The following is a 24,737-nucleotide window of genomic DNA, read 5'->3' as shown; positions in this document are numbered from 1 at the left end:
GCTCACGCGTCCGCGGATCGCCACCCGTGGGTCGGGCCGAGCGGCGGCAGGACGGCTCGGGTCTTGCGCCCGGCGCGTCGCAGCGCGGCGGTCAGGGCTTCGGCGATCGCGTCCCAGTCGCCGGCCGCTGGATCACGCTTGTCGGCACGCGCGCGCGCGAGTTCGCCAGCGCAGGCGGGGCGAGCTCGCGGGCGCGGGCGCGCGGCGGGGCGAATCCGCGACGATGGCTCTTGGGACAGGTGAATTCCATCTGGTCGTGGCCTGCGGGCCGGCGTATCGTCGCGCCGATGCGCACTTCGACTCGCTTGCTCCCGGTGACGATGTTCCTCTTGCTCGCGGCCTGCGGCGACGACGGCGGCACCACGGCGACGCAGGGGGGCGCCAGCCAGACCGGCGCGACCATGACGGGCGCGTCGATGACGATGCCGACGACCGGGGGCAGCGACACCGCCACCGGGACCGACACCGAGCAGGGCACCGGCACCGACAGCGCCACCAGCGAGCCGACGACGTCGACGACGTCGACCACGAGCACGACGGGGGGGAGCGAGACGACCGGGACGTCGATGCCGAGCAGCGAGAGCGACGGGACCACGGGGGCCAAGTTCGACGTCGGCGAGGACACCGAGACGACGACGAACACGACCGGCAACCCGGTCGACGTGTGCAAGGCGACCGACGACGACATGGGCGGGGTCGGCGACTGCACGATGGAGGCGCCGCCCGACGCGTTCGAGCCCGACATCCAGTGGAGCTGGAACGGGCCCGGGCTGGAGAAGGAGTCGCTGGTGACGCCGCTCGTGGCCAACCTGACCGACGACAACGGCGACGGCGAGATCGACCTGTGCGACACGCCGGACGTGATCGTGATGGTGACCCAGTTCCCGAACGACGGTCACATCTACGTGCTCGACGGCGCGACCGGCACGCAGCACTTCATGATCCCGGTCGCGCTGACGTGGTCGATCAACCCGGCGATCGGCGACATCGACAACGACGGGCTGCCCGAGATCGTCGCCGCCACCGGGCCGGGCTTCAGCGGGCCGTCGGCCGCGATCGCGTTCGAGCACGACGGCACCGTCAAGTGGCAGAACAACACCGGCATCCCGCACAGCCAGGGCGGCGCGATCACCCTCGCCGACCTCGACAACGACGGCGACGTCGAGATCAGCATGGACAAGCTGATCATCGACCACAACGGTCAGACGGTGGTGACCTTGCCCGAGAACGGGTTCGCCGAGAACTTCACCACGGTCGCGGCCGACCTCGACGGCGACGGCGACCTCGAGATCGTGATCGGCGCCAACGCGTACCACCACGACGGCTCGGTCTACTACCAGAACCCGAACCTCGAGCGAGGCTTCGCCCAGGTCGCCAACCTCGACGCCGACCCGGAGCCGGAGATCATGGTCAACAGCAGCAGCGGGCTCACGCTGCTCGAGCACACCGGCGCGGTGAAGTACCAAAATCAGAAGCCCGGCGGCGGGGTGTCGTGGTTCCGGCCCGGCACGGTCCACGACTTCGACGGCGACAAGGTGTCGGAGGTGGCGACCAGCGCCTCGAACTCGTACGTGATGTTCGAGGGCGACCTGACGGTCAACTGGCTCGCGCCGGTGCAGGACGCCAGCGGCTGGGCGGCGGGCACCGCGTTCGACTTCGACGGCAACGGCGTCGCCGAGGCGATGTACGCCGACGAGACCAACCTCTACGTGTTCGACGGCGACGGCCAGCCGCTGCTCAACGTGCCGCGGAGCGCCCGCACGCTGGCCGAGTACCCGGTGGTCGCCGACGTCGACAACGACGGCTCGGCGGAGATTGTGGTGGTCTCGGACGCGGGCTTTGGCGGCAACCAGACGGCGCCGACGGTGCAGGTGATCCGCGACGTCGAGGACCGGTGGATCCAGCCGCGACGGATCTGGAACCAGCACACGTATCACGTCACGAACGTGCGCGAGGACGGCAAGATCCCGCAGTTCGAAAAGCCGTGGTGGCAGTCGCTCAATACGTTCCGCACCAACTCGCAGATCGAGGGCGGCGAGATCTGCATCCCGCCGCAGTAGGCGGGTCCCTTCGAGGGCTCTGCGGCCGCGCGGGGCGCAGGGCGGTGGGTCGAGGCGCGCGACGCATCGACCCGGTGGGTGCTGTCATCGAGACTTCAGCAGCGTGATGGGCACCGGTCGCGCGGTGCCGGCGCCCATGCACCCTCGTCGAGTCCAACAATGAGGAAGAGCCGCCCGGCCGACGTGGCCGACGACTGCGGGGGCGGCGTTCGGTCCGGGCACGGATCGTGCAAGTGGACCTACTCGTCCCGCAGGGCCGATGCGAGGTCTGTCCAGAGATCCTCGACGTTCTCGATCCCAACGCTCAATCTGAGGAGCGAGGGGGGCAAGTGCTCCTGGCCAGGAACGCCTGCACGACGCTCCATCGTCGACTCGACGGCACCCAAGCTGGTGGCGTGGTGGATGAGCCTGACCCGCGAACACACCGCTTCGGCCGCGGCAGCATCGCCGCGAATGTCGAACGAGATGATGGTGCCGAAGCCTTTCAACTGAGAACGTGCGACCGCGTAGGTCGGGTGACTGGTGAGTCCCGGGTACCGGGTACGGGTGACCCGAGGATGTGCTTGCAGGCGCTCCGCGAGGATCATCGCGTTGGTCTGCGCTCGCTCGAGCCTCAACGCCATCGTTCGTGCGCCACGTACGGCGAGGAACGACTCAAGTGCGCCGGGCGTGGCGCCGTTCAACTCACGAGAGCGCTGAAGGGCAGCACGCAGGTCGGCACGCTTCACGGTGACCACCCCAGAGAGGAGGTCTGAATGTCCCCCGATGAACTTGGTTGCCGACTGAAAAGAGACATCAGCGCCCAGGTCGAGCGGCCGCTGATTCAGGGAGGTCGCTAACGTATTGTCGACTGCTACCAGGGCAGTGGGCTTTCGCGCGGCCGAACAGATGGCGCGCACGTCGGCCACGGCCAGCAACGGATTGGATGGAGACTCCAGCCAGACGAGGTCTGCGTCCGCACAGGCCCGTTTCCACGCTTCCGTATCGTCGACCGCCAATCTGCGGACGCTCCAGAGGCCCTTTTGCCTCCCCTGCTCCGCGAGCCCGACCACGCCCGCATAGCAATCGTCCGGGAGAACGACCTGTGATCCGACCGGCAGTTGGTCGAAGACAGCGGCGATGCCGGCCATGCCCGAGGCGAACGCGACGGCATGACCTCCGTCCAAGAGCCCGACTACCTCCTCCAGCGCTTCCCACGTGGGTGTGCCGTCGTCTCGTGAGTAGGCACGCTCGGCTCCGAGAAAGGAATTCGAGGCCGGAACGGGCGGCTGGTTGAGCGGCGCCCCAGGGCGTCGGTCGCGTCCTGCCGCGACGAGCAGCGTGTCGGCGGACGAGATTCCCGAGAGAGGCAGGTCCGTGCTCATGTTCACGAATATACCGCGGTCGTCAGGGCGTGCGACCGCTGCCGTGGTCGCCACGCCCAGGCTGCCGCGCGACAGTCGTCGGGCGAGCCGGTGGTACGCTGGAACGTGGGCGGGAGCCGCGCCGGGCTGTGCTTCACGAGGCCGCGGTCTCGGCCCATCCTCCTCGCCTTCGGGCCTGCCTGCGGCTGCGCGCTTCGTGACGGCGACACGTCGCCGTTCACCCTGTCGTTGCATCTTCGACGAGCTACACCTCTTCGCCCCCGACGCCGAGCCATCTGTCCTTCGGGGGCATCCTTGTGCAGTCGCACCCGAGTACCCGAACCCACGGCCTCGACTTCTTCTTCATCGACGCGTCCGAAGATGACGCTACCTGGCGCGACACGCTCGGAGCGGGACGGCAGGCGACCTCATCGCCGCGTCCGGCAAGTTCGAGGAGCCGTGATGACAGTCGCGCAACACGTTCTGCACCCCCTCGCAGATCGAGGGCGGCGAGCTCTGCGTCCCGCCGAAGGGCGCGCGAAAACAGCTTGGGCGGGTTTGCGCGCCGGCGTGCGAGGTGGCGGCGACCGCCCCTGACCGCCGGAGGTTTCGCCAGGCCGAACGCGACCGCAGTGCGACAAATCATGCGCCGGAGGCTGCGTCGGGTCGAACGATCGGCGGCTCGTAGTACTACATAGAACGTGCACCACTCTTATCTTCGTCTGCTTGCATTAGGGCCCTTCTCCAAGACGACGACTCGACTCGGAAGCCTCGGATGCTGGATCTTCGCGCTCGCCGGCTGTCCCGGGGGCGGCGTCACGACCACCGAGGGGGGCGACCCGACGGACTCGGACGGCGGGTCGACTTCGCTGTCCTCGTCCACGTCGGGCGGCGCGTCCGCCACGGCCGAGCCGACCGGCAGCTCGACCGCGGGCGTCTCGACCACCAGCACCACGACGGAGGGCGACCCGACGGCCGGCACCACGACCGAGGGCGTCTCGATCACCGGCACCACGACCGAGGGCGTCTCGACCGACACCACGACGGACGGCACGACGACGGACGGCACGACGACGACGGACGGCACGACGACGACGGACGGCACGACGACGACGGACGGCACGACGACGACGGACGGCACGACGACCGACGGGGAGAGCGTCGTGCGCGCAGTCAAGCTGGGGCGCTTGATCGATCCGCTGGACGGCAGCGTGCTCGAGCCCGCGATCGTGATCGTGCATGACGACCGGGTCGTCGCCATCGAGACCGACGAAGCCCAGATCCCCCCCGGCGCCGAGATCATCGACTGGTCGGCCTACAGCGGCGTCCCCGGGCTCGTCGACGCGCACACTCACTTCTCCTACCAGACCGACGACGCGCCCGGCACCGACCCGTGGTCGCGGCGGTGGTATCTCGTCAACAATGAGCCGGCGGTCGTGGACACGCTGGCGCGCCAGGCGGCGGAGAAGACGGTCAAGCTCGGCGTGACCACGGCGATCGACAAGGGTGCCGGCGTCGGGACGCCCATCCTCTCCAAGATGCGCGACGACAGCGCCGCGGGAAAACTCGTCGGCCCGCGGATCTACACCGCGGGCAGAGGCATCAGCGGACCCGTGCCCTCGATCCAGCACATCAAAGACCGGATCCAACAGAACGTGGCGGAGGGCGCCGATTTGATCAAGCTGTACGCCGACAGCTGCAGCGATGACACGCTCACCTGTACGCCGAACTTCACCTTCGAGCAGCTGAAGGCCGCGGTCGACGAGGCGCACCTGCACGGCAAGCCGATCGCCATCCACGCGTACCACGCGGACACCGCGAAGCTGGTGATCATGGCCGGGCCGGACGCGATGGAGCACCCCGAGGGCCTCGACGCCGTCGACTTCATGGACATGATCGCCCTGGGGATCACCTACGTCCCGACGATCGATCACAACCGCTATTACCGGGACAACCTCGACTACTTCAAGTACGACCCCGGGATGAAGGCAGAGTTCGACGAATACATCGCGCTGAACCTCGCCACCACCAACCTGGCCCACCTCGCGGGCGTCAAGATCGCGATGGGCTCGGACGCGGTGTTTACCGGGTTCGGCGAGAACAAGGGCGAGCTCGAGTGGTTCATCGACGCCGGTATGACCCCGCTCGAAGCGCTGCGCGCGGCGACGATCCACGGCGCGGAGAGCATCGGCGTCGATGACGAGGTCGGGCGCGTCGCGGTCGGCTACTTCGCCGACATCGTCGCGGTCGACGGCGACCCGCTGACCGACATCGACGTGCTGCTCCACAAGGTCCATGGCGTCATGAAGGGCGGCGAGCTCGTCTTGCCCTGATGCCCGCACGAGGTCGGGTGGGTCCGCGTCGAGCGCACCGCACGCCGCGCGGGGCCCCCGGTGTCGCGGTTGCCCGGGGTTTCACGGCGTGCTAGGCAGCCCGCTCGCATGACCCGCGGACTCGACCAGCGCCAGGGCGATGCGTTGACGCGGCCGTTCGCGCTCGGGCGGGCCAGGGTGCTGGCCGTCGGCATCGACGATTACGACCGGGACTGCGGCTTCGAGCCGCTGACGACCGGCAGGAACGACGCGTTCGGGTTCGCCGACTGCTTCCGCGACCTCCCGCAGCTCGGCGCCGATCCGGGGGCCGTCAAGGCGCTGGTGTCGCGCAGGGGGCCGATGCCGTCGCGCGGCGAGATCGTCAAGGCATTGCGCGAGCTCGCCAGGTCGAGCGCCGCGGACGAGCGCCTCGTCTTCTACTTCAGCGGCCACGGGCACCGGCTCGCCGGCGACGCGGACAGCTACCTGGTGCCGCAGGACGCGTTCGCGGACGACGACCCGACCTGCCTGGTCTCCTTCTCGATGATCGCGGAGATCTTGCGCAGCGCACCGGCCGAGCAAAAGCTGGCTATCCTCGACGTCCGCCTGGGCGGGTCGAGTCGCGCGCGCGCGCCCGTCTCGCGCGAGGCCTTCGACGCGTCGCTGCAGAGCATCCGAGGCGTGACGGTGCTCGCCTCGTTGGCCGAGGACGTCCCGTCGACGACGAGGTCGCCGAACCCGCAGCACAGCCTGTTCACCGCGCTGTTGCTCCCGGCGTTGCGCGGCGAGGAGCCGGGGGCGCTCGACGAGCGCAGGTTGACGGTGTCGAGCCTGTACGGCTTTCTGTCGGCGCAGACCGAGCGGTGGGGCAGATCGAGGGGGTCGACGCAGCGGCCGGTGTTGCACGGGTCGAGCCGCGCGACGATGGTGCTGGCGGATTTCAGCGGGCCGGTCCTCAGCGCGGACGGGCTGGCGATCGACGGCAGGCTGTTCGACGCGGTCGAGCTGTCGGTCGGTTCGCGGCAAGTGGCGGTCAAGGACATCTTGACGGAGCTGTCGCGCACCCATTATTCGCAGTCGTACCTCGAGGCGCGGGCGAACGCGGCGCTCGGCGGGTATCTGCAGGAGGAGCTCGGGCGCACGGTCAGCCGGCTGCGCGCGCGCTTCAAGTGGGCGTCGTCGGCGGTGTCGGTCGAGGGCTGCGGCCTCGCGTTCCCCGACGGCCACTACAGCGTCAGCTACGAGGCGACGGAGAAGACGCGCGGGGTGCTCGTCGAACACCTGTCGCTGCAGCCGGCGTGGCTGGACGCGCCGGGCCTCGTGTTCGACCTGCTCGAGTGTCTGAACCTCCACCCCGATCGCATCACCTTCGCGCTCCGTGAGGGCTGCGCGCCGGTTCGCTGCGTCCCGCAGCTCGAGGCCCGCGGCTGGGCGATCACGTCGGAGCTGCCGCACCGGGTCGAGGCGGCGCACGGCGATTGCTCGCTGATCCTGGAGAAGCAGGCGCTGACGCTGGTCGACCTGCCGCTGCGCGAGATGTTCACGGAGACGCCGAACCCCGAGGCCGTCCGCAAGGCCGCGGCCGCGCTCGCGGTGTTCAGCGGAGGGTAGCGTGCAGGATGATCCTGGGCCGCGTCACATCCCGGCGAGGAGCTTCGCCTTCATCGCCTCGAACTCGACGTCGGAGATGCTGCCGCCATGGCGCAGCTGCTGCAACTGTTGCAACTGCACCATCAGCGCTGCCGCACCGGGACCGACCCCTGCCGTCGCGCCAACCGGGTGAGCCGTGACGCCGCCGGCTCTGGCGCGGGCCTCTTCCATCTCGCGCACGCGACGTTTCTCGCGCCACTCCTGCTCGCGCTCCTGGCAGATGCGATAGAGCCCGAAAGCCTGCGCCGAGGGCAAGCCCGCCACGAAAAAATCGCCGCGGCTGGTATGGGCGAGGAACTCACAGCCCTGCGACTCGGCGAACGCCTTCTCCTTCACTTGCGCGTCGAGCAGGTCCTGCCACTGAGCGTCGCGCATCGTGAAGCCGCCGAACAGCCCGCGCTTGAGCAGGATGAGGCGCTGGTTGGTGGCGACGACGATCTGCCGGCGGGACAGCGAGAAATAGGCCATGAACGCCAGCTGTACGACGGCGCAGATCATGACCTCGCCCGAGGTGAGGAGGCTCGGGATCCTTGCGAGCGCCGCGGCGATCCTGGGGTGTTGGGATGTCGTGTGCTGGGTGCTGACGAGCTGGTTCATGAGGTGCCTCCTTGCGCTGGCGCGCCTGTCAAATCCGTCCAAGCGCAGGTGCGCACCGCGAGGGCGTCCGATCACCTCCCGTCGAGCCGGAAGCGGGGTTTTTTCTCACACGCGGCGGCGTGATCAGTGGACCCTCGTGCTCGATCGAGGCCTCGTCTGACCTGAAAGACAGCTCAGGGGGCCGCGCGTCTGCCGCGGGCGGTCTTTGCCCGCTGGCGGGCTCGACGGCGGCCCGGCGCGGCCCGTCGCGTCGGTCGGTGGGGCCGCGAAACCGCAAAACGTCGTGGAACGCGGACGCGTTCGGCGGCATACAGGGCGCATGCTTACCCAGCTTCCGAACGAATTTTCCGGGCGGGCCCGCGGTCGCCTCGGTGCCCTGCTGCTCGGCCTGGTCGCGTCCGCGTGCGCCCCGAAGGCTGCGCCGGCCGAGCAGGTGCCCGATTCGCCGCCGCCGGTCAGCGAGCCGCCGAAGCCGGCGCCGGCCACGGCGGGCGGCGAGGGGGGCGAATGCAAGGTCGACGCCGACTGCGTCCCGGCCTCGTGCTGCCACCCCGCCAGCTGCGTGCCGGCGGCGCAGAAGCCCGACTGCACCGACGTGATGTGCACGATGCAGTGCGCGCCCAACACCCTCGACTGCGGGGGCCACTGCGCGTGCGAGGCGGGCAGCTGCAAGGCGATCTTCGCCAGTCCGTGAGGACATGTCCTTTCGGACAGTTCCGCATCTCCGCGCCGGCGTGACCGGGGGTGCAAATCGAGGCGGGTCGTGGTGAACTGCGGCCCGTGCTCGAGGCGCTCAGCATCGATCAGCTCCGCACCCTGCGCGCCGTCGCCGAGGCCGGCAGCTTCACCGCGGCGGCGCGCAAGCTCGGGCGGGTGCAGGCGGCGGTCAGTCAGTCGATCCAGCGGCTCGAGAGTCAGCTCGACCTGAAACTGTTCGACCGGACAGGTCGGGTGCCGACGCTGACCGAGCACGGCGCGGCCCTGGTCGCGGCGGCGGAGAAGATCCACGAGGACGTCGAAGCGGTCGAGGCCCTGGTCGCGCGGCTCAAGCGGGGCGAGGAGACCCGGCTGTCGCTGGTGGTCGACGCGATGTTCCCGAACGCGGCGTTGGTCGGCTTCGCCCGCGAGTTCGCGGCGGCGCATCCGGCGGTGGAATTGACGATCGCCACCGAGATGCTCGACGCGGTGACGGCGATGGTGCGCGACCGCCGGGCGACGCTCGGGATCGCCGGCACCGACGCCGACCTCGCGGGGCTCGAGCAGCGCCACCTCGCCGAGCTGCGGATGATCGCCGTCGCGGCGCCGTCGCACCCGCTGGCCGCGATCGCGGGGCCAATCGAGGACGCGGCGCTCTCGTCGGCGGTGCAGATCGTGCTGAGCGAGCGCGCGCCCGACGGGCGCGGCTCGGCCGATCGCGGGGTGCTGTCGACGCGGACGTGGCGGGTGGCCGACCTGTCGACCAAGCACGCGCTGATCGTCGGTGGGCTCGGCTGGGGCTACGAGCCGGAGCACCTGGTGCGCGAGGCGCTGGCGCGCGGCGAGCTGGTGGCGCTGAGGTTGATGGCGTGGGGTACGGCGGCGCCGCTGCGGCAGCTCTCGCTGGTGCGACGCAAGCGCTCGGCGCTCGGGCCGGTCGCGACGTGGGCGGTCGGTCGCCTGACGGACCTGTGCCGCCTGGCGCTGCGCGAGGCGACGCAGGCCTCGACATGAAGCGGCGATCGATCGTTCGACTCGCCGCGCGAAGATGTCCAGATCTTCGCGTGACCATGCGTGACACTGTCAGGCGCGTGGTGCGGGCGCGATGTCACCGCGCGATGCTTCGTCTCGGCGTCCATGGGATCGCCGCTCTGGAGCGCTTGGGCCGCGAATTCGCGGCATCACCTCGGGTGATGGCGACCATCATGCGCGCGCCAGTTTCGCCGGCGGAAGCGCGAGCCCATGCTCGCCGGCGATGGATACGACGATCACCACTCCCACCCTTTCGGCCTTCGAATCCACGGGGCGAGCCCGCCGCGTGGAGGGCGTCCACCGCGGCGGCCCGATGCACTGGGTCGGCGACGGCTTTCACGTGCGCGGGGTGTTCCCGAGCCGCAGCCTGCCGATGGAGCGGACCAGCCCGTTCTTGCTGCTCGACCATCACCCGCGCCAGCACTATCCGGCGCTGTCGCAGGGGCGACGCGGGGTGGGCTGGCACCCGCACCGCGGGTTCGAGACGGTCAGCCTGGCGTGGGAAGGCACGATCGCGCACCGCGACACGGCAGGGCACTCGGGGATCATCGGGCCGGGCGATGTGCAGTGGATGACGGCGGCGTCGGGGGTCTTGCACGAAGAATATCAGGAGCAAGAGTTCTCTCGCCGCGGCGGGGCGGTCCGTCTGTTGCAACTATGGGTCAACCTGCCGGCGCGGCTGAAGATGAGCGCGCCGGGCTATCAGCCGATCACGGCGAGCGAGATCCCGAACGTCGCGCTCGCCGAGGACGCGGGCCAGGTGCGGGTGATCGCCGGCGCGTTCGCGGGGGCTCGCGGACCGGCACGCACGCACACGCCGATCACCCTGCTCGACGTCGAGCTGCGGGCGAAGCACCGCGTGCGCGTGCCGCTGCCGGAGCACCACAACGCGCTGGTGCTGGTCGAGTCGGGCCACGCGAAGTCGGGCAGCGAGCACGCCCGCGACGGCGAGCTGTTCGTGTTCGAGAACAGCGGGTCGTTCGTCGAGCTGGTCGCCAAGGAGGACGCGCACCTGGTGGTCATGGCCGGCGAGCCGATCGACGAGCCGATCGCGTCGTACGGGCCGTTCGTGATGAACACCCGCAGCGAGCTGGCGGCCGCGATCCGCGACTTCGAGCTCGGCAAGTTCGGCCCGGTGCCGGCTTGACCGTGTTCGTGGCGCCGGCTGGCACCGCCTGATGGGGTGAACGGCGGCGCGGGGGTTGCGGCGCTGCCGCAGCCTGTCTATGCTCGAGGCACTAAGGATAGGTGGTGACCTCGTGCAAATATATCGTCGATTCGTCCTCGTCGCCTGCTTGACCCTGGGCCTGTGGGCGCGGCCGGACCCGGTCGAAGCGCGCAGCTGCGCGAGCTGGGGCTGGGGTACCGACTATGGCAGCGCAATGTTTTTTGATGGTCAGGTCGCGGTGCCGGTCGACGTGTTGCCGTGGATGGTGATGCGGTGCGCGGACATCGAGGCGGCGGTGCCCGACGATTGCGCGCTGGTGGCCGGTGACACGCGGATCGAGGTGACCGTCGAGCTGCGGGGGGCGAGCGTGTGCGAGTCGGAGGAGGCCGAGACCTTCGACGTCGTCGCCCAGTTCGTCCCGGCCGAGCCGCTGGCGCCGGGGGAAATTTACGAGCTCGATTGCGGCGCGTTCGCCGAATACGCGGAGGACAGCAGGAGCCCCGGGACGCTCCATGTGCGCGCGGACGACGAGCCGGCGGCCCCACCCGTGGCGCTCGGCGAGCTGGAGGCGCGCGAGGTGCGTTCCGAGCCGCAGAGCTGCGGGCTCACGGGCTTTGCGACCTGCGAAATCCCCGATTACATCGCTCTCTCGATCGACTTTTCGGCCGAGTATTTCCGCCAGGGCGGGTACGTGGAGGCGGCCTACGCCGACGGCCAGCTCGTGGCGGTGTCGGGGTCCGACCCCGACCTGGAGGCGAAGATTCCGCCGGGGCCGGGGCCCATCGCGCTCACGCCCGTGGCCGCCGACGGGACGCGCGGCCCGACGGTGATGCTCGACGAGGCCGACATCGCGCCCGACCTCGACGGGGGCAGCGGCTGCACGGTCGGCTCCGGCGGGATCGCGCCGGCCTTGTGGCTGCTCGGGCCGCTGGCGTGGTCGTTCCGGCGGCGGCGGCGGTAGCTGACCCGAAGAACATGTCCATCCGGACATTCCCCGGCGACGGGAAGGTCGCAGCGGGAGCGGCCTTTGCGCGGATGCAGGTTCCTGCGCCGGCCCGCTTGGCGACATGTCTTTCAGGACAGGCCGAGGCGGCGGCGCAGGCGGCGGGCGGCCTGGCGGGAGATCGGGACGACGTCGCCGCCGAGCATGCGCGCGTTGTAGCCGCCGGTGTCGAGCGGATCGAGGCGCTCGATCTTCTCGAGGTTGACGAGCGCGCGCCGATGGACGCGCTCGAACGCGGCGGCCGGCAACCTGTCCTCGAGGTCCTGCAGGCTCTGGTCGGTGAGCAAGGTGCGGCCGTCGAGGTGGAGGGTGACGAGCGCGCCGTCGAACACGGCGTGCGTGAGGACCTGCGGGTCGACGAGGATGATGCCCTCGCGGGTGGTCACCGGCAGGCGCACCAGCTCGCGCGCGCCGCCGCGCTGCGGGCCCAAGCGCTGGCGGGCCCGCTCGAGCGCCCGGTGCAGCCGCACGGCCTCGATCGGCTTCAAGAGATAATCGACGACGCCGAGGTCGAAGGCGTCGACGGCGTGGTCGTCGTAAGCGGTGGTGAAGATGACGTACGGCCCGTCGTCGCCGAGCAGGGCCGCCGTCTCGAGGCCGGTGAGCCCGGGCATGCGGATGTCGAGCAGGACCACGTCGACGTCGGCGTCGGGCTCGCGCAGCCGCGCCAGCGCGGCCTGCCCGGCGTCGCACTCGCCCACGAGCTCGACGCCGGGCAGGTCGGCGAGCAGGCGGACCAGCCGGCGGCGGGCCAGCTCCTCGTCGTCGACCACGAGGATCCGTAGAGTGGTCATCGGGACATGTCCTTCAAGCCATGCGATTCAGGTGACCACCGCGGGCGCGGGGCCGGGGGGGATGGTGACGACGGCGCGGGTGCCGTGGTCGGCGGGGCCGATGACGAGGCCGGCGCGGCCGTCGTAGGCGAGGTCGAGGCGGCGGCGGGCCATGTGCAGGCCCTCGCCGCCGGGGCGCGGGCCGGTGAACGGGCCGGGGTTGTCGATCACGACCTCGAGGCCGGATGTCCCCGAGGACAGGTGAATGCGGACCGGCCCGCGGTGGCCGGCGGCCGGGCCGTGCTTGATCGCGTTCTCGGCCAGCGGCAGCAGCAAGAGCGGCGGGACCAGCACGTCGCCGGGGTCGCCGTCGACGCTGCAGTCGAAGCGGCCGGGGTCGCGCACGGCGTGGAGGGCGAACAGGTCGCGGCAGAGGTCGAGCTCGCGGCGCAGCGGCCAGGCGGGCAGGCGCACGCCGTCGAGGATCGTGCGCAGCATGGCGGACAGGCGCAGGACGGCCCGCTCGGCGACCTCGCCGTCGGTGCGGCACCACTCGGCGATCGCGTTGAGGGTGTTGAAGAGGAAGTGCGGGTCGAGGTGGCTGCGGAGGGCGAGCAAGTGGGCGCGCTCGGCCTCGCGGGCGAGCGCCTCGGCGCGGGCGCGCTCGCGGGCGAGGCTGGCCTCGAGGTCGATGTCGCGGCCCAGACCCCAGCCGCCGACGAGGAACAGGGCGAGGGCGACCAGCAGGCTGGCGTCCTCGGTGAGGAAGGTGCGACCGACGCCGAACAGGGCCGGCAAGACGATGCCGAGGACGGCGACGACGGCGGCGCCGACGAGGCCGTAGACGGCGAGGCCGGGCCAGCCGCGCGGGGCGGTGACGCGCCACAGCCACGGGGCGACGAGCGCGAAGACGAGGCACATCGCCAGGCCGACGACGACGGCGCCCGGGTCGCGCGCGGGCGAGTAGCGGTGCTGGGCGACGACCAGCGGGATGCTGACGAGGACGATCGGGACGAGCCGCCGGGGAGCGAGCAGGGCCTGCAGCGTGGAGGCGATCAGGGCCATGAGAGGTGGCGGGGGCGGCCGATCGGGAGGGTGGTGCGGAGGGCGCCGCGGCGCTTGCCGACGATGTTCATCCAGGCGGTGCGCAGCAGCAGCCGGAGGTCGAGGAATGCGCTGCGACGCTCAGCGTAGGCGGCGTCGAGCGCGGCGGTCAAGGCTGACCCTTGGGCCAGGCAGACCTGCGCCAGGCCGGTGAGGCCCGGCGGGACGTCGAAGCGGCGCGCGAACGGCGGGTGCTCGGCGACCAGCCGCTCGGCGTCAGCGGGCGTGAGCGGGCGCGGACCGACGAGGCTCATGTCGCCGCGCAGGACGTTGACGAGCAATTGCGGCAGCTCGTCGAGGCCGCGCTGGCGCAGGAACCGGCCGAAGCGGGTCGGCCTCCGCGCGGCGGGGTCGGGCTCGCAGGTCATGGTGCGCAGCTTGACGATGAAGAAGAGCCGCCGAGACCGGCCGACGCGCGGCTGGGTGAAGAAGATCGGCCGGCCGTCGCAGAGCCACACGCCGCAGGCGAGGGCGCCGACGGCGAGGGCGAACAGCGGGACCAGCGGGAGCAGCAGCGCGAGGTCGAAGGCGCGCTTGCGGGCGAGGGCGTTCATCGCAAGTCCTCCAGGGCGGCGAGATCGAGCAGCGGCAAGAAGGCAGCCGGGGCGAGGGCGAGCGGCGCGAAGGCGAAGACGAAGTTCGCGGCGGCGAAGGCGAGGTGGAGGAGGTCGGTCATCGGGGGCTCGACGCGCAAGGTGGCACGCCGACATCCCGGCGGAGACGCCCGGGCGGGCGAACGGTCGCGGGCGGCGGTCGAGCGGTCGCGGTCGGGCCGCGGGCGTGCGATGGGCGAGACCGGCCGCGCGGCTCAGGGATCGCCGAGGCGGGCCTGACAGACCAGGCCGGCGGCGGGCATGCTGCAGGCGAAGTCGTTGAAGGCGCCGGTGAGGGCCTCGCCGAGCTCGATGCAGTTCTCGCGCGGACACCCGGGGTCTTCGAGGAGCTCGGTCGTGCAGAGCGGGAAGCACTCGGCGTTGTCGGGCGCACCGTCGCGCCACGGCAAGTAGGTGACGGGCGCGCCGTCGAGGGCGACCCAGTCGGTCGCGTCGGGGTTGGTGGTGCATTCGTCCCACAACGCCTCGCGGCGGTGGAGGCCGGTCCAGAAGCGCAGCTCGGCCGGCACCTCGCCGAGGTGGTCGAAGATCCGGTCGCGCACGAAGGCCAGCTCGGTGGCGTTCTCCGGGTGGACGAGGTGGACCGCGGCGCCGAACTGCTGGCAGAAGGCCTCGGCGGCGGTGAACGCCAGCGACTCGCTGCACACCCAGGAGACGGCGCCGCCGAACTCCGACAGGCTGCAGGTGCCGCAGGCGAGGTTGTCCGCGGAGTACTCGTCGACGAGGCCGTCGCAGTCGTCGTCGACGCCCATGTTGCACAGCTCGGCGGCGCCGGGGTTGATCTCGAACACGAGGTCGTCGCAGTCGCCGGCGCTGTCGACGGCGCCGGCCGGCGCGTCGCAGGCGACGGCGACCGGCTCGCCGGCGCCGAAGCCGTCGCCGTCGCCGTCGAGGTACCAGCTCTTCGGAGGCTGTCCCATGGGACAGCCTCCGGTGGTGGTCGCGTCGGTGGTGGTGACCTCGGTCGGGGTGCTCGTGCTCGTGCTCGTGCTCGTCGAGGAGGTGGCCGTGTCGAGCGAGGTCGAGGTCGAGGTCGTCGAGGCGGCGTCGGAGGTGGAGGTCGGTCCGCCGGTGGACAGCTGCGGCGTCGTGTCGGAGAAGCAGCCCGCGAGGACGCAGAGCGCGAGGACGACGCCGGCGACGGGGCGCATGCGACGAGGATAGCACGCGCCCGGACGGTGGTCGGAAGGACAGGTGGCGCCGGGAGGTAGACCGTCCGCGGCGCATCCATCTCCGAGCGGGTCACATTCGCCGAGGATGCTCGCGTGACCTCACTGCATGCGGCCGAGACCATGTCTCGAAAGACAGGTGAGCCGAGGCCGCGCTCGGCGCAGCGTCGCCAGCAGCAGGGAAAATTGAGAGATATTAAAGATCTTCGTGGCCGGCGACTTCGCGTTCGAGCTCGAACACGTGGGGGTCGTCGACGGCGAGCTCGCGCAGGGCGGCGGCGAGGCGGACCAGGTACTCGCGGTTCTTCCCGCTGGGGCCGCGGCTGCCGGCGATCTGGCGGGCGATCGCGGCGACCGGGGCCGGGCCGAGCCAGTTGGGGTTGTCGGGCGCGGCGACGTAGGTGAGGGCGCTGACCTCGCGCGGGGCGTCGCCCAGCACCTGGACCGACAGCTCGAGGCGCGTGTAGCCGCCCTGCTCGCGGACGTCGAGGGTGTGCAGGACGGCGGCGACGTCGGCCGGGGCGACGCGATAAGCGACGCCGCCGCAGACGGCCGCGGCGCTGGGGACGAGGGTGACGACGCGGCCAGGGGCCTCGGGCACGCCGCGGTGGTCGGTCGAGCCCTGGTAGAAGCGGCGCTCGTAGCCGGTCGCGCGGGCGGGCAGGCGCTCGGCGTAGGGGATCGCCGGCCGCCAGATCAGCGAGCCGTAGCCGAACAACCACAGGGATGTCTGATCGGTCATGGCGAGAGAGACAGGTCCTTGAAGACAGGGTGCTCGGGTCATGTCGAGAGGCGCGGCGGGCGACGGCCGGCCCACGGGCGGGCGCGCTCGAGCTCGCCGGCGAGGCGGAACAGGGTCGCCTCGTCGCCCCAGCGGCCGACGAAGTGGACGCCGATCGGCAGGCCGGAGGGGCTCCAGTGCAGCGGCACCGACATGGCCGGCTGACCGGTGACGTTGAACACGGGGGTCCACGGCAGGTAGGCGTAGACCTGGTCGGCGCTGGGGTCGTAGGCCATGAGGCGGCGCAGCAGGCCGCCGGCGCGGGCGCGGCCGAGGAGCTTCATCAGCGAGGCCGAGAGGCCCTGCGGGCCGAGGGTGCCGAGCGGCGCGGGCGGCTGGGCCAGCGTGGGGGTGACGAGCACGTCGTAGTCGGCGAAGAACGGCCCGACCTTCAGCGCCGCGTGCTGCAGCTGGCGCTTGGCGGCCACGAAGTCGGCGGCCCCGAGGGCGCGGCCGATCTGGCCCAAAGTCCAGGTGACGAACTCGAACTCGCTCGCCCGCGGGCGGCGGCCGGTCAGCCGCGCGGCCTCGTCGATGTCGGCCGCGACCTCGCCGCAGAGGACGGCGAAGAAGGCGCGCGAGAACGCCGGGCCGTCGACCCCGGGCGCGGCCTCGTCGACGTGGTGGCCGAGGTCCTGCAGCAGGGCGGCGGCGGACGTCAGCGCGGCGGCGCAGTCGGGGTGGACCTGGCCGCCGAGCATCGGCTTGCTGGTGACGGCGATCCGCAGCCTGCTCGGGGGCGTCGAGACCTCGGCGAGGTAGGGCCGCGCCGGCGGCGGCGGATGGTACGGAGCGCCATGTTCCGGAGAACATGTCGCATCGAGCAGGGCGGCGCTGTCGCGGACCGAGCGGGTCAGCGCGTGGAGGACGGCGAAGCCCTGCCAGCCCTCGGCGCGCTCGGGGCCGAGCGGGGTGCGGCCGCGCGTGGGTTTGAGGCCGAACAGGCCGCAGCAGGAGGCGGGGATCCGGATCGAGCCGCCGCCGTCGCTGCCGCTGGCGAGCGGGACGATGCGGGCGGCCACCGCCGCGCCCGAGCCGCCGCTGCTGCCGCCGGCCGAGCGCGTCGGGTCCCACGGGTTCTTGCACGGGCCGTGGGCCAGGGTCTCGACCGTCGGCACGATGCCGAACTCGGAGGTCGCCGACTTGGCCACCGGGACCAGGCCCGCGGCCCGGTAGCGGCGCACGATCTCCGAGTCGGCGGACGACACGTGCCCGCGCAAAAACCGGCTGCCCGACTGCAGCGGCGCGCCCTCGGCCCCCGACACCAGGTCCTTGAGCAGCGTCGGCACGCCGCGGAACGGCCCTTCGGGCAATGGCCCGCGGGCCAGCTCGCGGGCGCGCTCGTACATCGGCGCGACGACGGCGCCGAGCGCGACGCCGTCGGTCTCGCAGCGGCGGATGGCCTCTTCCACCAGCTCGAGCGGCGAGACCTCGCCCGCGCGCACGAGGGCGGCGAGGGCGAGGCCGTCGAGGTCTTCGTACTCGGCGATCATGCGCCGAGCATAGCGGGGTTCAGGGCACGTTGGCAGCGCCGGGGGTCGGGTTGGCCGACAGCTTCCAGTCGGTGGCGGCGTTGTTGGTGTCGTTGCCGTTGGGCAGGCGCACGAGCGAGGCCACGTCGACGTTCGAGTCCTGGATGTTCATCGGCAGGACGGTGCCCTCGACCAGGCTGACGGCGCCGACCATCGGGATGGTGACGGTCGTGATCGCGCCCTCGTAGGACAGGGCGTCGATCAGGGTGCCGTTGCCGATGTCGACGAGCGCGAGGCCGTCGGGGGCGCCGTTCTGGATCTGGTCGGTGGCCCCGTTGGTGTTGACCTTCAGGACGTCCGGCTGGACGGTGAAGGCGGCCGGCGCGACGATGAGGTACTGGCCGGGGTTGATCGTGCCGGCGGCGTCGAGCTTGATGGTCGCATAGACGGTGTTGTTCGAGCCGTTGACGAACACCAGCGAGTGGTTGGCGAGGTCGATCGGCGCCGCCGTGTTGTTGAGGATCTCGACGAACTCGTTGTTGGTGTCGGTGCCGACGGCGTCGTAGTCGACCTCGTTGATGATGAGGCCGGGCATCGGGCAGGCGCCGCAGTCGGGGCCGCCGCAGTCGATGCCGGTCTCCTGGCCGTTCTGGATGCCGTCCTCGCAGGAGATGCCGACGCACACGTTGTTGGTGCAGTTGTTGTCGGCGCAGTCGTCGTTGGTCTCGCAGGCGAGGCCGTCGCCGCACGGGTCGCAGTCGGGGCCGCCGCAGTCGACGTCGGTCTCGCCGGCGTTCTTGGTGTTGTCCGTGCAGGTGGCCGGCGAGCACACGCTGTTCTCGCAGACGCCGCTCTCGCAGTCGTTGCCGCTGTTGCAGGTGTCGCCGTCGAGGCACTTGTCGCAGGTGAGGCCGCCGCAGTCGACGTCGGACTCCTCGCCGTTGGTGACCTGGTCCTCGCAGGTGGCGGCGACGCAGACCTCGTCGGTGCAGACCTTCGACACGCAGTCCTCGGGGACGAGGCAGGCCAGGTCGTCGGCGCAGGCGGGGCACTCGGAGCCGCCGCAGTCGACGTCGGTCTCCTCGTTGTTCTGCACGCCGTCCAGGCAGCCCACCGGCGGCAGGCCGCAGGTGTTCTCGTTGCAGCTGCCGCTGGCGCAGTCGGTGTCCTCGACGCAGGCGCCGCCGTCGGCGCAGGGCGAGCAGGTCGGGCCGCCGCAGTCGGTGTCGGTCTCGCCGCCGTTCTTCTCGCCGTCGGCGCACTGGTCGGGCGCTTCGGTGGTCGAGGTCGTCTCGGTGGTGCCGTCGGTCGTGGTGTCGGTCGTGGCGTCGGTCGTGGTGTCGGTCGTCGTCGTGTCGGTGGTCGACGTCGTGTCGGTCGTATCGGTGGAGGTCGTCGAGGTCACCGGCTCGGTGGTGGTCGGCTCGATGGTGGTCGTCGAGGTCGTGGTCGGGCCCTCGGTCGTCGAGGTGGTCGGCTCGCTGGTCGGACCCACGGTGGTGGTGTCGTCGGTGGTCGACGTGCTGGTCGTCGACGTGTCGGTGTCACTGTCAGTGTCGGCCGGGGCAGGGTTGCTGCACGCGGGCAGGACGAGGAGCGCGAATCCAAGACGATACGAGAGCTTCGACATGGCCGGGAGGGTAGCGGAAAGCCGAGCGCGGCGGCGCGGCCGCGGCGGCGCGACGAGGCGAGCTTTCTCCGCCTCACACGCCTGCAAGGGCGAGCTCGTCTGGCCACCCGCGGACGACCGACCGCCGTGGCCCCAGGCCGGTCCGGTGGCGGACAGGTGACGCGACGGCGGCGATCGGCTGCGGCACGCGGCCGGACGCGCCGCTCACGGCACGAACAGCTTCTCGAGCCGCATCCCGCCAGGATAGGCGTAGGCCGAGGTCTTGTCGCCGGGGCCGGCGGGGTTGTAGCCGACCACGTTGATGCCGAACGGCTCGGCCGAGGCCGCCACGTAGGTGGCCGCGGCGCCGCCGCTCGCCAGCGGGACGTCGGCGATCTGGAAGTTGTCGGCGCCGGCGAAGTTGGCCAGCTTCCAGCCGACCACGACCTGGCCGTCGATCGTGACGTCCGCGCCGCCGGTGCGACGCACGACCTGGACGAAGTTGGCCTCGTAGTCGGCTCCCGTGACGAACACGTAGCGATCGCGCCACTGCTCGGCGGCGATCATCTGCACCATCGCCGGGTCGCCGATCCCGCCGGCGGCCTTGTTGCCGGCCAGGTATTGCACCGGGAGGATCGGCGCGTCGTTGAGGCCGACGAATAGCAGGGTGACGCCGAAGTCGACCTCGAACTCGCGGAAGTCGCCGCGCTCGGCGATCGTCACGAACTGAGTGTTGCCGGGGTCGGCGGTGCTGGCGACGCCGATCGTGACGTCGTCGTCGCCGGCGAAGACGCGCCAGTATTGCTTCTCGCTGCCGGAGCGCGGCGGCGAGGGCGGGGCGACGTAGGTGCTGCCCCAGTACTCGAGCGGGATCATCTGCTCCTGGAGGTGGTTGCACCACCCGGAGCCGAACGGCACGTAGGCGCACTCGGTCGCGCCCATGACCCAGATGTTCTTGTCGGCGCTGACGAGGGTGCCGGAGACGTCGTGGTGCGGGTAGTCGGTGTCGCCGATCGGCGAGGAGGCGGCGACCTGCAGCACGTCGAAGCGCCGCATGAGCTTGGTGCCGGTGCCGCCCGGCTCGACCGGGTCGAACTGGTTGCCGAGGCCGGCGGTGCGGCGGCGCGGCTTCCAGGTGACGGTGGTGTCGTCCTCGAGGGCGATGACGGTGAAGTAGCTGGGGCGGCCGTTGACGGCGTCGGGCTCGTCGGCGTCGACGAACGGCGGCCACGAGGCGATCACGTAGTCCTTGCGCAGCCAGCGGACCGGCAGCAGCATCGAGGCGTCGTTGCTGGCCTCGTTGGCGAGCGGCGAGTGCAGGTAGGCGGCGACGGGGCGGTCGCTGACGAGGCGGAACACGCCGCCGTTGCGGAAGTTGGTGAAGGCGAGCGGGTCGACGGTGATGTCGAACACGTGCGACTCGCCGGGCGCGAGGATCACCGGGTCGAGGACCGGCTGCTCGGCGAAGTCGTTGGTCGGCGTGAAGTAGAGCTGGACGGCGGCGAGCTCGACCGGGTCGGTGTTGCCGACGATCAGCGCGTCGGTGTCGTCGGGGCCGTTGAAGCTGGCCATGCGGATCGCCAGGAACTCGCAGCCGATCGAGGTCGGGTCGTCGTCGCTGTCGCACGGGCCGACGCAGCTGGCCGCGCCGAGGTCCTCGACGCACTCGTGGGCGCACGCGAGGGGCTCCCACGCGGCGCCGGTGTCCTTGCAGGTCTGCAGCACGTTCGGCTGCTCGGGGTCGCAGCGCGTCTGCCCGGGCAGGCACAGCGGCACGAAGCCGGTCGTCGGGTCGGCCCCGCTCGTGGTCGTGGTCGCCGGCTCGCCGGTGGCCGGCGCCGTCGTGCCGGCGCCGTCGGTGTCGGCGGGGAGCAGGTCAGGGCAGGCCGCGAGCAGCACGAGCGCGCCGACGAGCGCGCGGGGACGGAGGAGCTGGGACATGGCGTAATCCAATCATAAGGATGAGGACCTGGCCCGAAGGCCAGGTGCAAAGGGGCAGGTGCAAACAGACAGCCGCGGCCGGGTCGGCCGCGGGCGGCTCACGGGTCGTAGATCTTCTTGAGGTTCATGCCGCCGGGGTAGGCGTAGGCGGAGCTCGGGATGCCGGGCTGGTAGCCGAGGACGACGATGTTGAAGGGGTCGGCCGACTCGGCGACGTAGCTGCGGGCCTCGGCGCCGTCGGCGAGCTGGTAGTCGGCGACCTCCCACTGGTTGTCGGCGCCGGTGCCGTTGATCAGGTACCAGCCGGTGACCGGCTGGCCGTTGATCGTGACGTCGGCGGCGCCCTTCTTGCGGATCACCTGGGCGTAGTTGAGGTCGTAGCCGATGCCGGTGACGACGACGTAGCGGTTCAGCCACTGCTCGACGGCGATCATCTGGTACATGGCGGGGTCGCCGATGTTGTCGGCCGCCTTGCCGCCCGTCAGGTACTGCACCGGCAGGATCGGCCCGGTCGCGGTGAAGATCAGGCTGACGCCGTGCGGGACCTCGATCTCCTTCCAGTCGCCGCGCTTGACCAGGGTGATCGGCGGGATCTTGACGCCGGCGTCGTTGGTCTCGACCGTGATCGTGACGCCGTCCTTGCCGGCGTAGACCCGCCAGTAGTGCTTCTCCATCGCCCGCGACGGCGAGTGAGGGCCGACGTACTTCTTGCCCCAGTACTCGAGCGGGATCATCTGCTCCTGCAAGTGGTTGCAGTAGCCGGTGTCGAACGGCACGAAGGCGCACTCGGTGGCGCCCATGACCCAGATCTTCTTGTTCGCGGTGACGACCGTGCCCGACAGGTCGTGGGTGATCATGTCCATGTTGGTGGCCGACGACGAGCCGATCTGCAGCACGTCGAAGCGGTTGAGCGTGATCCGGCCGGTCTCGCCGGCCGGGACCGCGGGGATGAGGACGCCCTGGGCGGCGGTGTCGCGCGGGGCCACCCACTCGACGTTGGTGTTGTCCTCGACCGCGATGACGTTGAAGTAGCTCGGGCGGCCGTTGATCTCGTCGGGCTTGTCGGGGTCGGCGAAGCCGGGGTACGAGGCGATGACGTAGTCCTGGCGCAGGGTCGGCGTCGGCAGCAGCATCGACGAGTCGTTGCTGGCGGTGTTGTTGAGCGCCGAGTGGAGGTAGGCGGTGACCGGGACGTCGCTCTCGACGCGGAACACGCCGCCGGTGCGGAAGGCGGTGTAGCCCTGCAGCGTGTCGTTGACGACGTCGAAGATGTGCGACTCGCCGGGGCCGAGCAGCACCGGCTCGAACAGCGGCTCCTCGGTGAAGCTGTTGTTCGGCGTGAAGTAGAGCTGGACCTGGGCGGTGCGCGCGGTGTCGGTGTTGCCGACGATGAGGACGTCCTTGTCGGTGTCCTCGAAGTTGAAGCTGTTCATGCGGATGGCGAGGAACTCGCAGCCGACCGAGGTCGGGTTGTCGATCTTCTCGCACGGGCCGACGCACAGGGCGGTGCCCTTGTCGAAGTCCTCGACGCACTCCTCCTGCCCGGTGCAGGGCAGCGACTCCCAGGACAGGCCGGTGTCCTTGCACTCCTGGACCACTCCGGGGTTCAGCGGGTCGCAGCGCTGGGTGCCCGGGTAGCACTCGAGCATGAAGCCGGTGGTGGTGAGGTCCGGGTTGGTGGTCGGCGGCGGGCCGCTCGTGGTCGTCGTCGTCGTGTCGCTGTCGACGCCGGCGGTGGTGTTGTCCAGGAGGCCGGGGCAACCGGTCAAGAAGGTGGCGGCGGCGAGCGGGGCGAGGACCGCGGCGAGGGGGGCTTGGTGGAGGTGTCGCATCGCTTACGTTCAGGGGAAGGAGAAGACGAGCACGCCGCGCGCGGCGGGTCAGCCGCCCTCGGCGGCGAGGACCAGGAAGTCGAGCAGGATGTCGATCTTCTTGTCGGTGACCGTGAGGCCGGTGGCGTCGAAGATGATGTTCTGGCCGTCGACCGCGAGCTCGTTGTAGTTGACGGTGATGCCGATCTGGTCGGCCAGGCTGTTCTTGAAGTGGTCGACGAGGCCCTTGTTCTCCTCGACGAGGTCCATGTTGTCCTCGTACAGCTCGCCGACGCCCTGGCCGCCCTCGAGCACGCGCAGCTCGTCGGTCGGGGTGACGGTGATGCGGTCCTGGATGCCGTCCGAGTCCTGGAGGTCGAGGCGCAGTACGCTGACGGCGTTGGCGTAGCCGCAGTAGTCGCCCTTGGTGCGCCACACGCGGAAGGTGACGTCGAGGTCGGTGGCGCCGATGGCGTTCTTGCCGAGGCCGGTCAGGGTGATGCCCTGCGCGCCGTCGGGGTCGGGCTCGCCCTCGTCGTCGTAGCGGCGCGGGATGACGCCCTCGGCGAGCATGCGCTCGGCCATGCCGAGCAGCAGGCCGGGGTGCATCTGCACCGCCATCATCGCGTCGCCCTCGAGCGCCTGGCCGACCTCGAGCGCGACGGCCTTGGGCAGGTCGAGGTTGGTCTGCATGCCTAACGAGATGACGCCGGTCTCGGGGAAGATGGCGAACTGCTTGGCCGCGACCTTGACCGAGTTGGTGCCGATCGTCCACGGCTCGAACTTCATCAGCTGGACCGGCTCGGACTGGGCCCGGATCAGCTCCGTCATCTTGATCTCGAGCGCCTTCTCGAACTCCGGGTACTCGGCGGTGATGAAGCCCATCGCCGTCATCGTCAGGTCGAGGATCGTCAGCTGGTCGTAGGCGGCGACCAGAGCGCTGGTGTCGCCCTCGACCTGCTCGAGCCGCAGCGGGATGCTGATCTTCGACTTGCCGGTGCCGGCGAGCTGCGAGGTGCCGCCGTCGGTGAGCGCCTGGACCGCGAAGTCGACGGCGAAGATGACGCAGCGGCTGCACTTGTCGAGCTCGCTGGTCAGCTCGACCTCGGTCTTCTTCGGGACGATCTGCAGGTTGAGGCCGAACAGCGTCAGGTCGCCGCCGGCGACCGGGTTGGTGTCGCTGGTGATGCCCTTGAGCAGCTCGGCGATGCCGTTCTCGGAGATCACGAGCGCCATCGGGAAGCTGGCCTTGTCCGGGATCGCGTCGAGCAGGACGCCCTCGCGCGCGACGGTGGCCTCGAAGCCGTCCTGGTGATCGCTGCAGTCGAGCTCCTGCTGCTCCCCGCGGACGCACGACTCGAGGTCGCAGGCGGCGCACATGGCGAGGACGTAAGCGAGGCCGGTGGAGGCGAAGCGTCGATGGCTCATGTCAGAAGTTCCTTAAGGCAGGCGGGCTCGGGAGGCGAGTTTTGCCCGCGCGCGTGGGGGTAGGGCGAGCGCGTGCAGGCGTCGGCGCAGCGGCCGTATGGCCCCAGGAGGCCCTGGGCTCCTCATTTTGGCACCTTTTCTCCGCGAGTGACAAGCGAGGCGAGTCCGCGCGCA

Annotated in this window: 20 protein-coding genes; 7 read left to right on the top strand and 13 right to left on the bottom strand. The window is 70.8% G+C overall.

Annotated elements, in window-relative coordinates:
- Positions 1 to 287: 287 nt before the first annotated feature.
- The gene (locus NAEX_RS13655; protein ID WP_170135698.1) at positions 288 to 2,060 is read left to right on the top strand and encodes an FG-GAP repeat domain-containing protein; all 1,773 of its coding nucleotides are present in this window, start codon (positions 288 to 290) and stop codon (positions 2,058 to 2,060) included.
- Positions 2,061 to 2,299: 239 nt separating this feature from the next.
- Here NAEX_RS13655 and NAEX_RS13650 read toward each other — a convergent pair whose 3' ends face one another.
- The gene (locus NAEX_RS13650) at positions 2,300 to 3,424 is read right to left on the bottom strand and encodes a trans-sulfuration enzyme family protein (RefSeq protein ID WP_096333606.1); all 1,125 of its coding nucleotides are present in this window, start codon (positions 3,422 to 3,424) and stop codon (positions 2,300 to 2,302) included.
- A gap of 680 nt (positions 3,425 to 4,104) precedes the next feature.
- On the opposite strand from NAEX_RS13650, the gene NAEX_RS13645 reads away from it, so the two are divergent.
- Positions 4,105 to 5,736: an amidohydrolase family protein gene (locus NAEX_RS13645; protein WP_096327939.1), complete on the top strand. Its 1,632-nt coding sequence runs from the start codon at positions 4,105 to 4,107 to the stop codon at positions 5,734 to 5,736.
- A gap of 108 nt (positions 5,737 to 5,844) precedes the next feature.
- On the top strand, positions 5,845 to 7,326 hold the full coding sequence (locus NAEX_RS13640) for a caspase family protein (protein WP_096327938.1): 1,482 nt from the start codon (positions 5,845 to 5,847) through the stop codon (positions 7,324 to 7,326).
- Positions 7,327 to 7,350: 24 nt separating this feature from the next.
- On the opposite strand, the gene NAEX_RS13635 is transcribed toward NAEX_RS13640, so the two are convergent.
- Positions 7,351 to 7,962 carry a PH domain-containing protein gene (locus NAEX_RS13635; protein ID WP_100793079.1) on the bottom strand — a complete coding sequence of 204 codons (612 nt, stop codon included), beginning with the start codon at positions 7,960 to 7,962 and terminating at the stop codon, positions 7,351 to 7,353.
- Positions 7,963 to 8,281: 319 nt separating this feature from the next.
- Here NAEX_RS13635 and NAEX_RS13630 point away from each other — a divergent pair, with 319 nt between their 5' ends.
- The 4 genes from NAEX_RS13630 (at position 8,282) to NAEX_RS13615 (ending at position 11,819) form a co-directional block, all read left to right on the top strand.
- The gene (locus NAEX_RS13630) at positions 8,282 to 8,656 is read left to right on the top strand and encodes a hypothetical protein (protein WP_096327936.1); all 375 of its coding nucleotides are present in this window, start codon (positions 8,282 to 8,284) and stop codon (positions 8,654 to 8,656) included.
- 86 nt (positions 8,657 to 8,742) lie between these two features.
- Complete coding sequence (locus tag NAEX_RS13625) at positions 8,743 to 9,672, top strand: LysR family transcriptional regulator (protein WP_096327935.1); 930 nt, start codon at positions 8,743 to 8,745, stop codon at positions 9,670 to 9,672.
- Between the two features lie 241 nt (positions 9,673 to 9,913).
- Positions 9,914 to 10,837: a pirin family protein gene (locus tag NAEX_RS13620; RefSeq protein ID WP_096327934.1), complete on the top strand. Its 924-nt coding sequence runs from the start codon at positions 9,914 to 9,916 to the stop codon at positions 10,835 to 10,837.
- Positions 10,838 to 10,892: 55 nt separating this feature from the next.
- Positions 10,893 to 11,819, top strand: a complete 927-nt coding sequence (locus NAEX_RS13615; RefSeq protein WP_143825575.1) for a hypothetical protein — start codon at positions 10,893 to 10,895, stop codon at positions 11,817 to 11,819.
- A gap of 113 nt (positions 11,820 to 11,932) precedes the next feature.
- Here NAEX_RS13615 and NAEX_RS13610 read toward each other — a convergent pair whose 3' ends face one another.
- The 11 genes from NAEX_RS13610 to NAEX_RS13565 form a co-directional block, all read right to left on the bottom strand.
- Positions 11,933 to 12,655, bottom strand: coding sequence for a LytR/AlgR family response regulator transcription factor (locus tag NAEX_RS13610; protein WP_096327932.1), 723 nt, complete (start codon positions 12,653 to 12,655; stop codon positions 11,933 to 11,935).
- Positions 12,656 to 12,682: 27 nt separating this feature from the next.
- The gene (locus tag NAEX_RS13605) at positions 12,683 to 13,699 is read right to left on the bottom strand and encodes a sensor histidine kinase (protein WP_096327931.1); all 1,017 of its coding nucleotides are present in this window, start codon (positions 13,697 to 13,699) and stop codon (positions 12,683 to 12,685) included.
- Entirely contained in the window at positions 13,690 to 14,292 is a 603-nt protein-coding gene (locus NAEX_RS13600) for a sugar transferase (RefSeq protein WP_170135697.1), read from the bottom strand. Before NAEX_RS13600 ends, NAEX_RS13605 begins: the two co-directional genes overlap by 10 nt.
- Positions 14,289 to 14,414 carry a hypothetical protein gene (locus tag NAEX_RS53790; RefSeq protein WP_256254056.1) on the bottom strand — a complete coding sequence of 42 codons (126 nt, stop codon included), beginning with the start codon at positions 14,412 to 14,414 and terminating at the stop codon, positions 14,289 to 14,291. Before NAEX_RS53790 ends, NAEX_RS13600 begins: the two co-directional genes overlap by 4 nt.
- Before the next feature lie 132 nt (positions 14,415 to 14,546).
- Positions 14,547 to 15,503 (bottom strand): MopE-related protein, encoded by a 957-nt coding sequence (locus NAEX_RS13595; protein ID WP_096327929.1) that lies wholly within the window; start codon positions 15,501 to 15,503, stop codon positions 14,547 to 14,549.
- A gap of 214 nt (positions 15,504 to 15,717) precedes the next feature.
- Positions 15,718 to 16,263 (bottom strand): gamma-glutamylcyclotransferase, encoded by a 546-nt coding sequence (locus NAEX_RS13590; protein WP_177325941.1) that lies wholly within the window; start codon positions 16,261 to 16,263, stop codon positions 15,718 to 15,720.
- A 38-nt stretch (positions 16,264 to 16,301) separates the two neighbouring features.
- On the bottom strand, positions 16,302 to 17,795 hold the full coding sequence (locus NAEX_RS13585) for an amidase (RefSeq protein ID WP_096327928.1): 1,494 nt from the start codon (positions 17,793 to 17,795) through the stop codon (positions 16,302 to 16,304).
- 19 nt (positions 17,796 to 17,814) lie between these two features.
- Positions 17,815 to 19,404: a lamin tail domain-containing protein gene (locus NAEX_RS13580; RefSeq protein ID WP_096327927.1), complete on the bottom strand. Its 1,590-nt coding sequence runs from the start codon at positions 19,402 to 19,404 to the stop codon at positions 17,815 to 17,817.
- Positions 19,405 to 19,608: 204 nt separating this feature from the next.
- Positions 19,609 to 21,324, bottom strand: a complete 1,716-nt coding sequence (locus NAEX_RS13575) for an IgGFc-binding protein (protein WP_096327926.1) — start codon at positions 21,322 to 21,324, stop codon at positions 19,609 to 19,611.
- 98 nt (positions 21,325 to 21,422) lie between these two features.
- Complete coding sequence (locus tag NAEX_RS13570; RefSeq protein WP_096327925.1) at positions 21,423 to 23,156, bottom strand: IgGFc-binding protein; 1,734 nt, start codon at positions 23,154 to 23,156, stop codon at positions 21,423 to 21,425.
- A 48-nt stretch (positions 23,157 to 23,204) separates the two neighbouring features.
- On the bottom strand, positions 23,205 to 24,563 hold the full coding sequence (locus NAEX_RS13565) for a hypothetical protein (protein WP_096327924.1): 1,359 nt from the start codon (positions 24,561 to 24,563) through the stop codon (positions 23,205 to 23,207).
- Between the last annotated feature and the right edge of the window lie 174 nt (positions 24,564 to 24,737).

This window comes from Nannocystis exedens (assembly GCF_002343915.1).
Lineage (GTDB): Bacteria > Myxococcota_A > Polyangia > Nannocystales > Nannocystaceae > Nannocystis > Nannocystis exedens.
The sequence above is the reverse complement of the archived record's forward strand: the minus strand, read 5'-3'. Positions and strand labels throughout refer to the sequence as shown.

Coding starts and splice junctions, on each gene's coding strand:
- NAEX_RS13635 (WP_100793079.1), bottom strand. CDS start 7,962: ATGAACCAGCTCGTCAGCACCCAGCACACGACATCCCAACACCCCAGG.
- NAEX_RS13630 (WP_096327936.1), top strand. CDS start 8,282: ATGCTTACCCAGCTTCCGAACGAATTTTCCGGGCGGGCCCGCGGTCGC.
- NAEX_RS13595 (WP_096327929.1), bottom strand. CDS start 15,503: ATGCGCCCCGTCGCCGGCGTCGTCCTCGCGCTCTGCGTCCTCGCGGGC.
- NAEX_RS13640 (WP_096327938.1), top strand. CDS start 5,845: ATGACCCGCGGACTCGACCAGCGCCAGGGCGATGCGTTGACGCGGCCG.
- NAEX_RS13570 (WP_096327925.1), bottom strand. CDS start 23,156: ATGCGACACCTCCACCAAGCCCCCCTCGCCGCGGTCCTCGCCCCGCTC.
- NAEX_RS13585 (WP_096327928.1), bottom strand. CDS start 17,795: ATGATCGCCGAGTACGAAGACCTCGACGGCCTCGCCCTCGCCGCCCTC.
- NAEX_RS13565 (WP_096327924.1), bottom strand. CDS start 24,563: ATGAGCCATCGACGCTTCGCCTCCACCGGCCTCGCTTACGTCCTCGCC.
- NAEX_RS13620 (WP_096327934.1), top strand. CDS start 9,914: ATGGATACGACGATCACCACTCCCACCCTTTCGGCCTTCGAATCCACG.
- NAEX_RS13580 (WP_096327927.1), bottom strand. CDS start 19,404: ATGTCGAAGCTCTCGTATCGTCTTGGATTCGCGCTCCTCGTCCTGCCC.
- NAEX_RS13590 (WP_177325941.1), bottom strand. CDS start 16,263: ATGACCGATCAGACATCCCTGTGGTTGTTCGGCTACGGCTCGCTGATC.
- NAEX_RS13650 (WP_096333606.1), bottom strand. CDS start 3,424: ATGAGCACGGACCTGCCTCTCTCGGGAATCTCGTCCGCCGACACGCTG.
- NAEX_RS13610 (WP_096327932.1), bottom strand. CDS start 12,655: ATGACCACTCTACGGATCCTCGTGGTCGACGACGAGGAGCTGGCCCGC.
- NAEX_RS13575 (WP_096327926.1), bottom strand. CDS start 21,324: ATGTCCCAGCTCCTCCGTCCCCGCGCGCTCGTCGGCGCGCTCGTGCTG.
- NAEX_RS13605 (WP_096327931.1), bottom strand. CDS start 13,699: ATGGCCCTGATCGCCTCCACGCTGCAGGCCCTGCTCGCTCCCCGGCGG.
- NAEX_RS53790 (WP_256254056.1), bottom strand. CDS start 14,414: ATGACCGACCTCCTCCACCTCGCCTTCGCCGCCGCGAACTTCGTCTTC.
- NAEX_RS13655 (WP_170135698.1), top strand. CDS start 288: ATGCGCACTTCGACTCGCTTGCTCCCGGTGACGATGTTCCTCTTGCTC.
- NAEX_RS13600 (WP_170135697.1), bottom strand. CDS start 14,292: ATGAACGCCCTCGCCCGCAAGCGCGCCTTCGACCTCGCGCTGCTGCTC.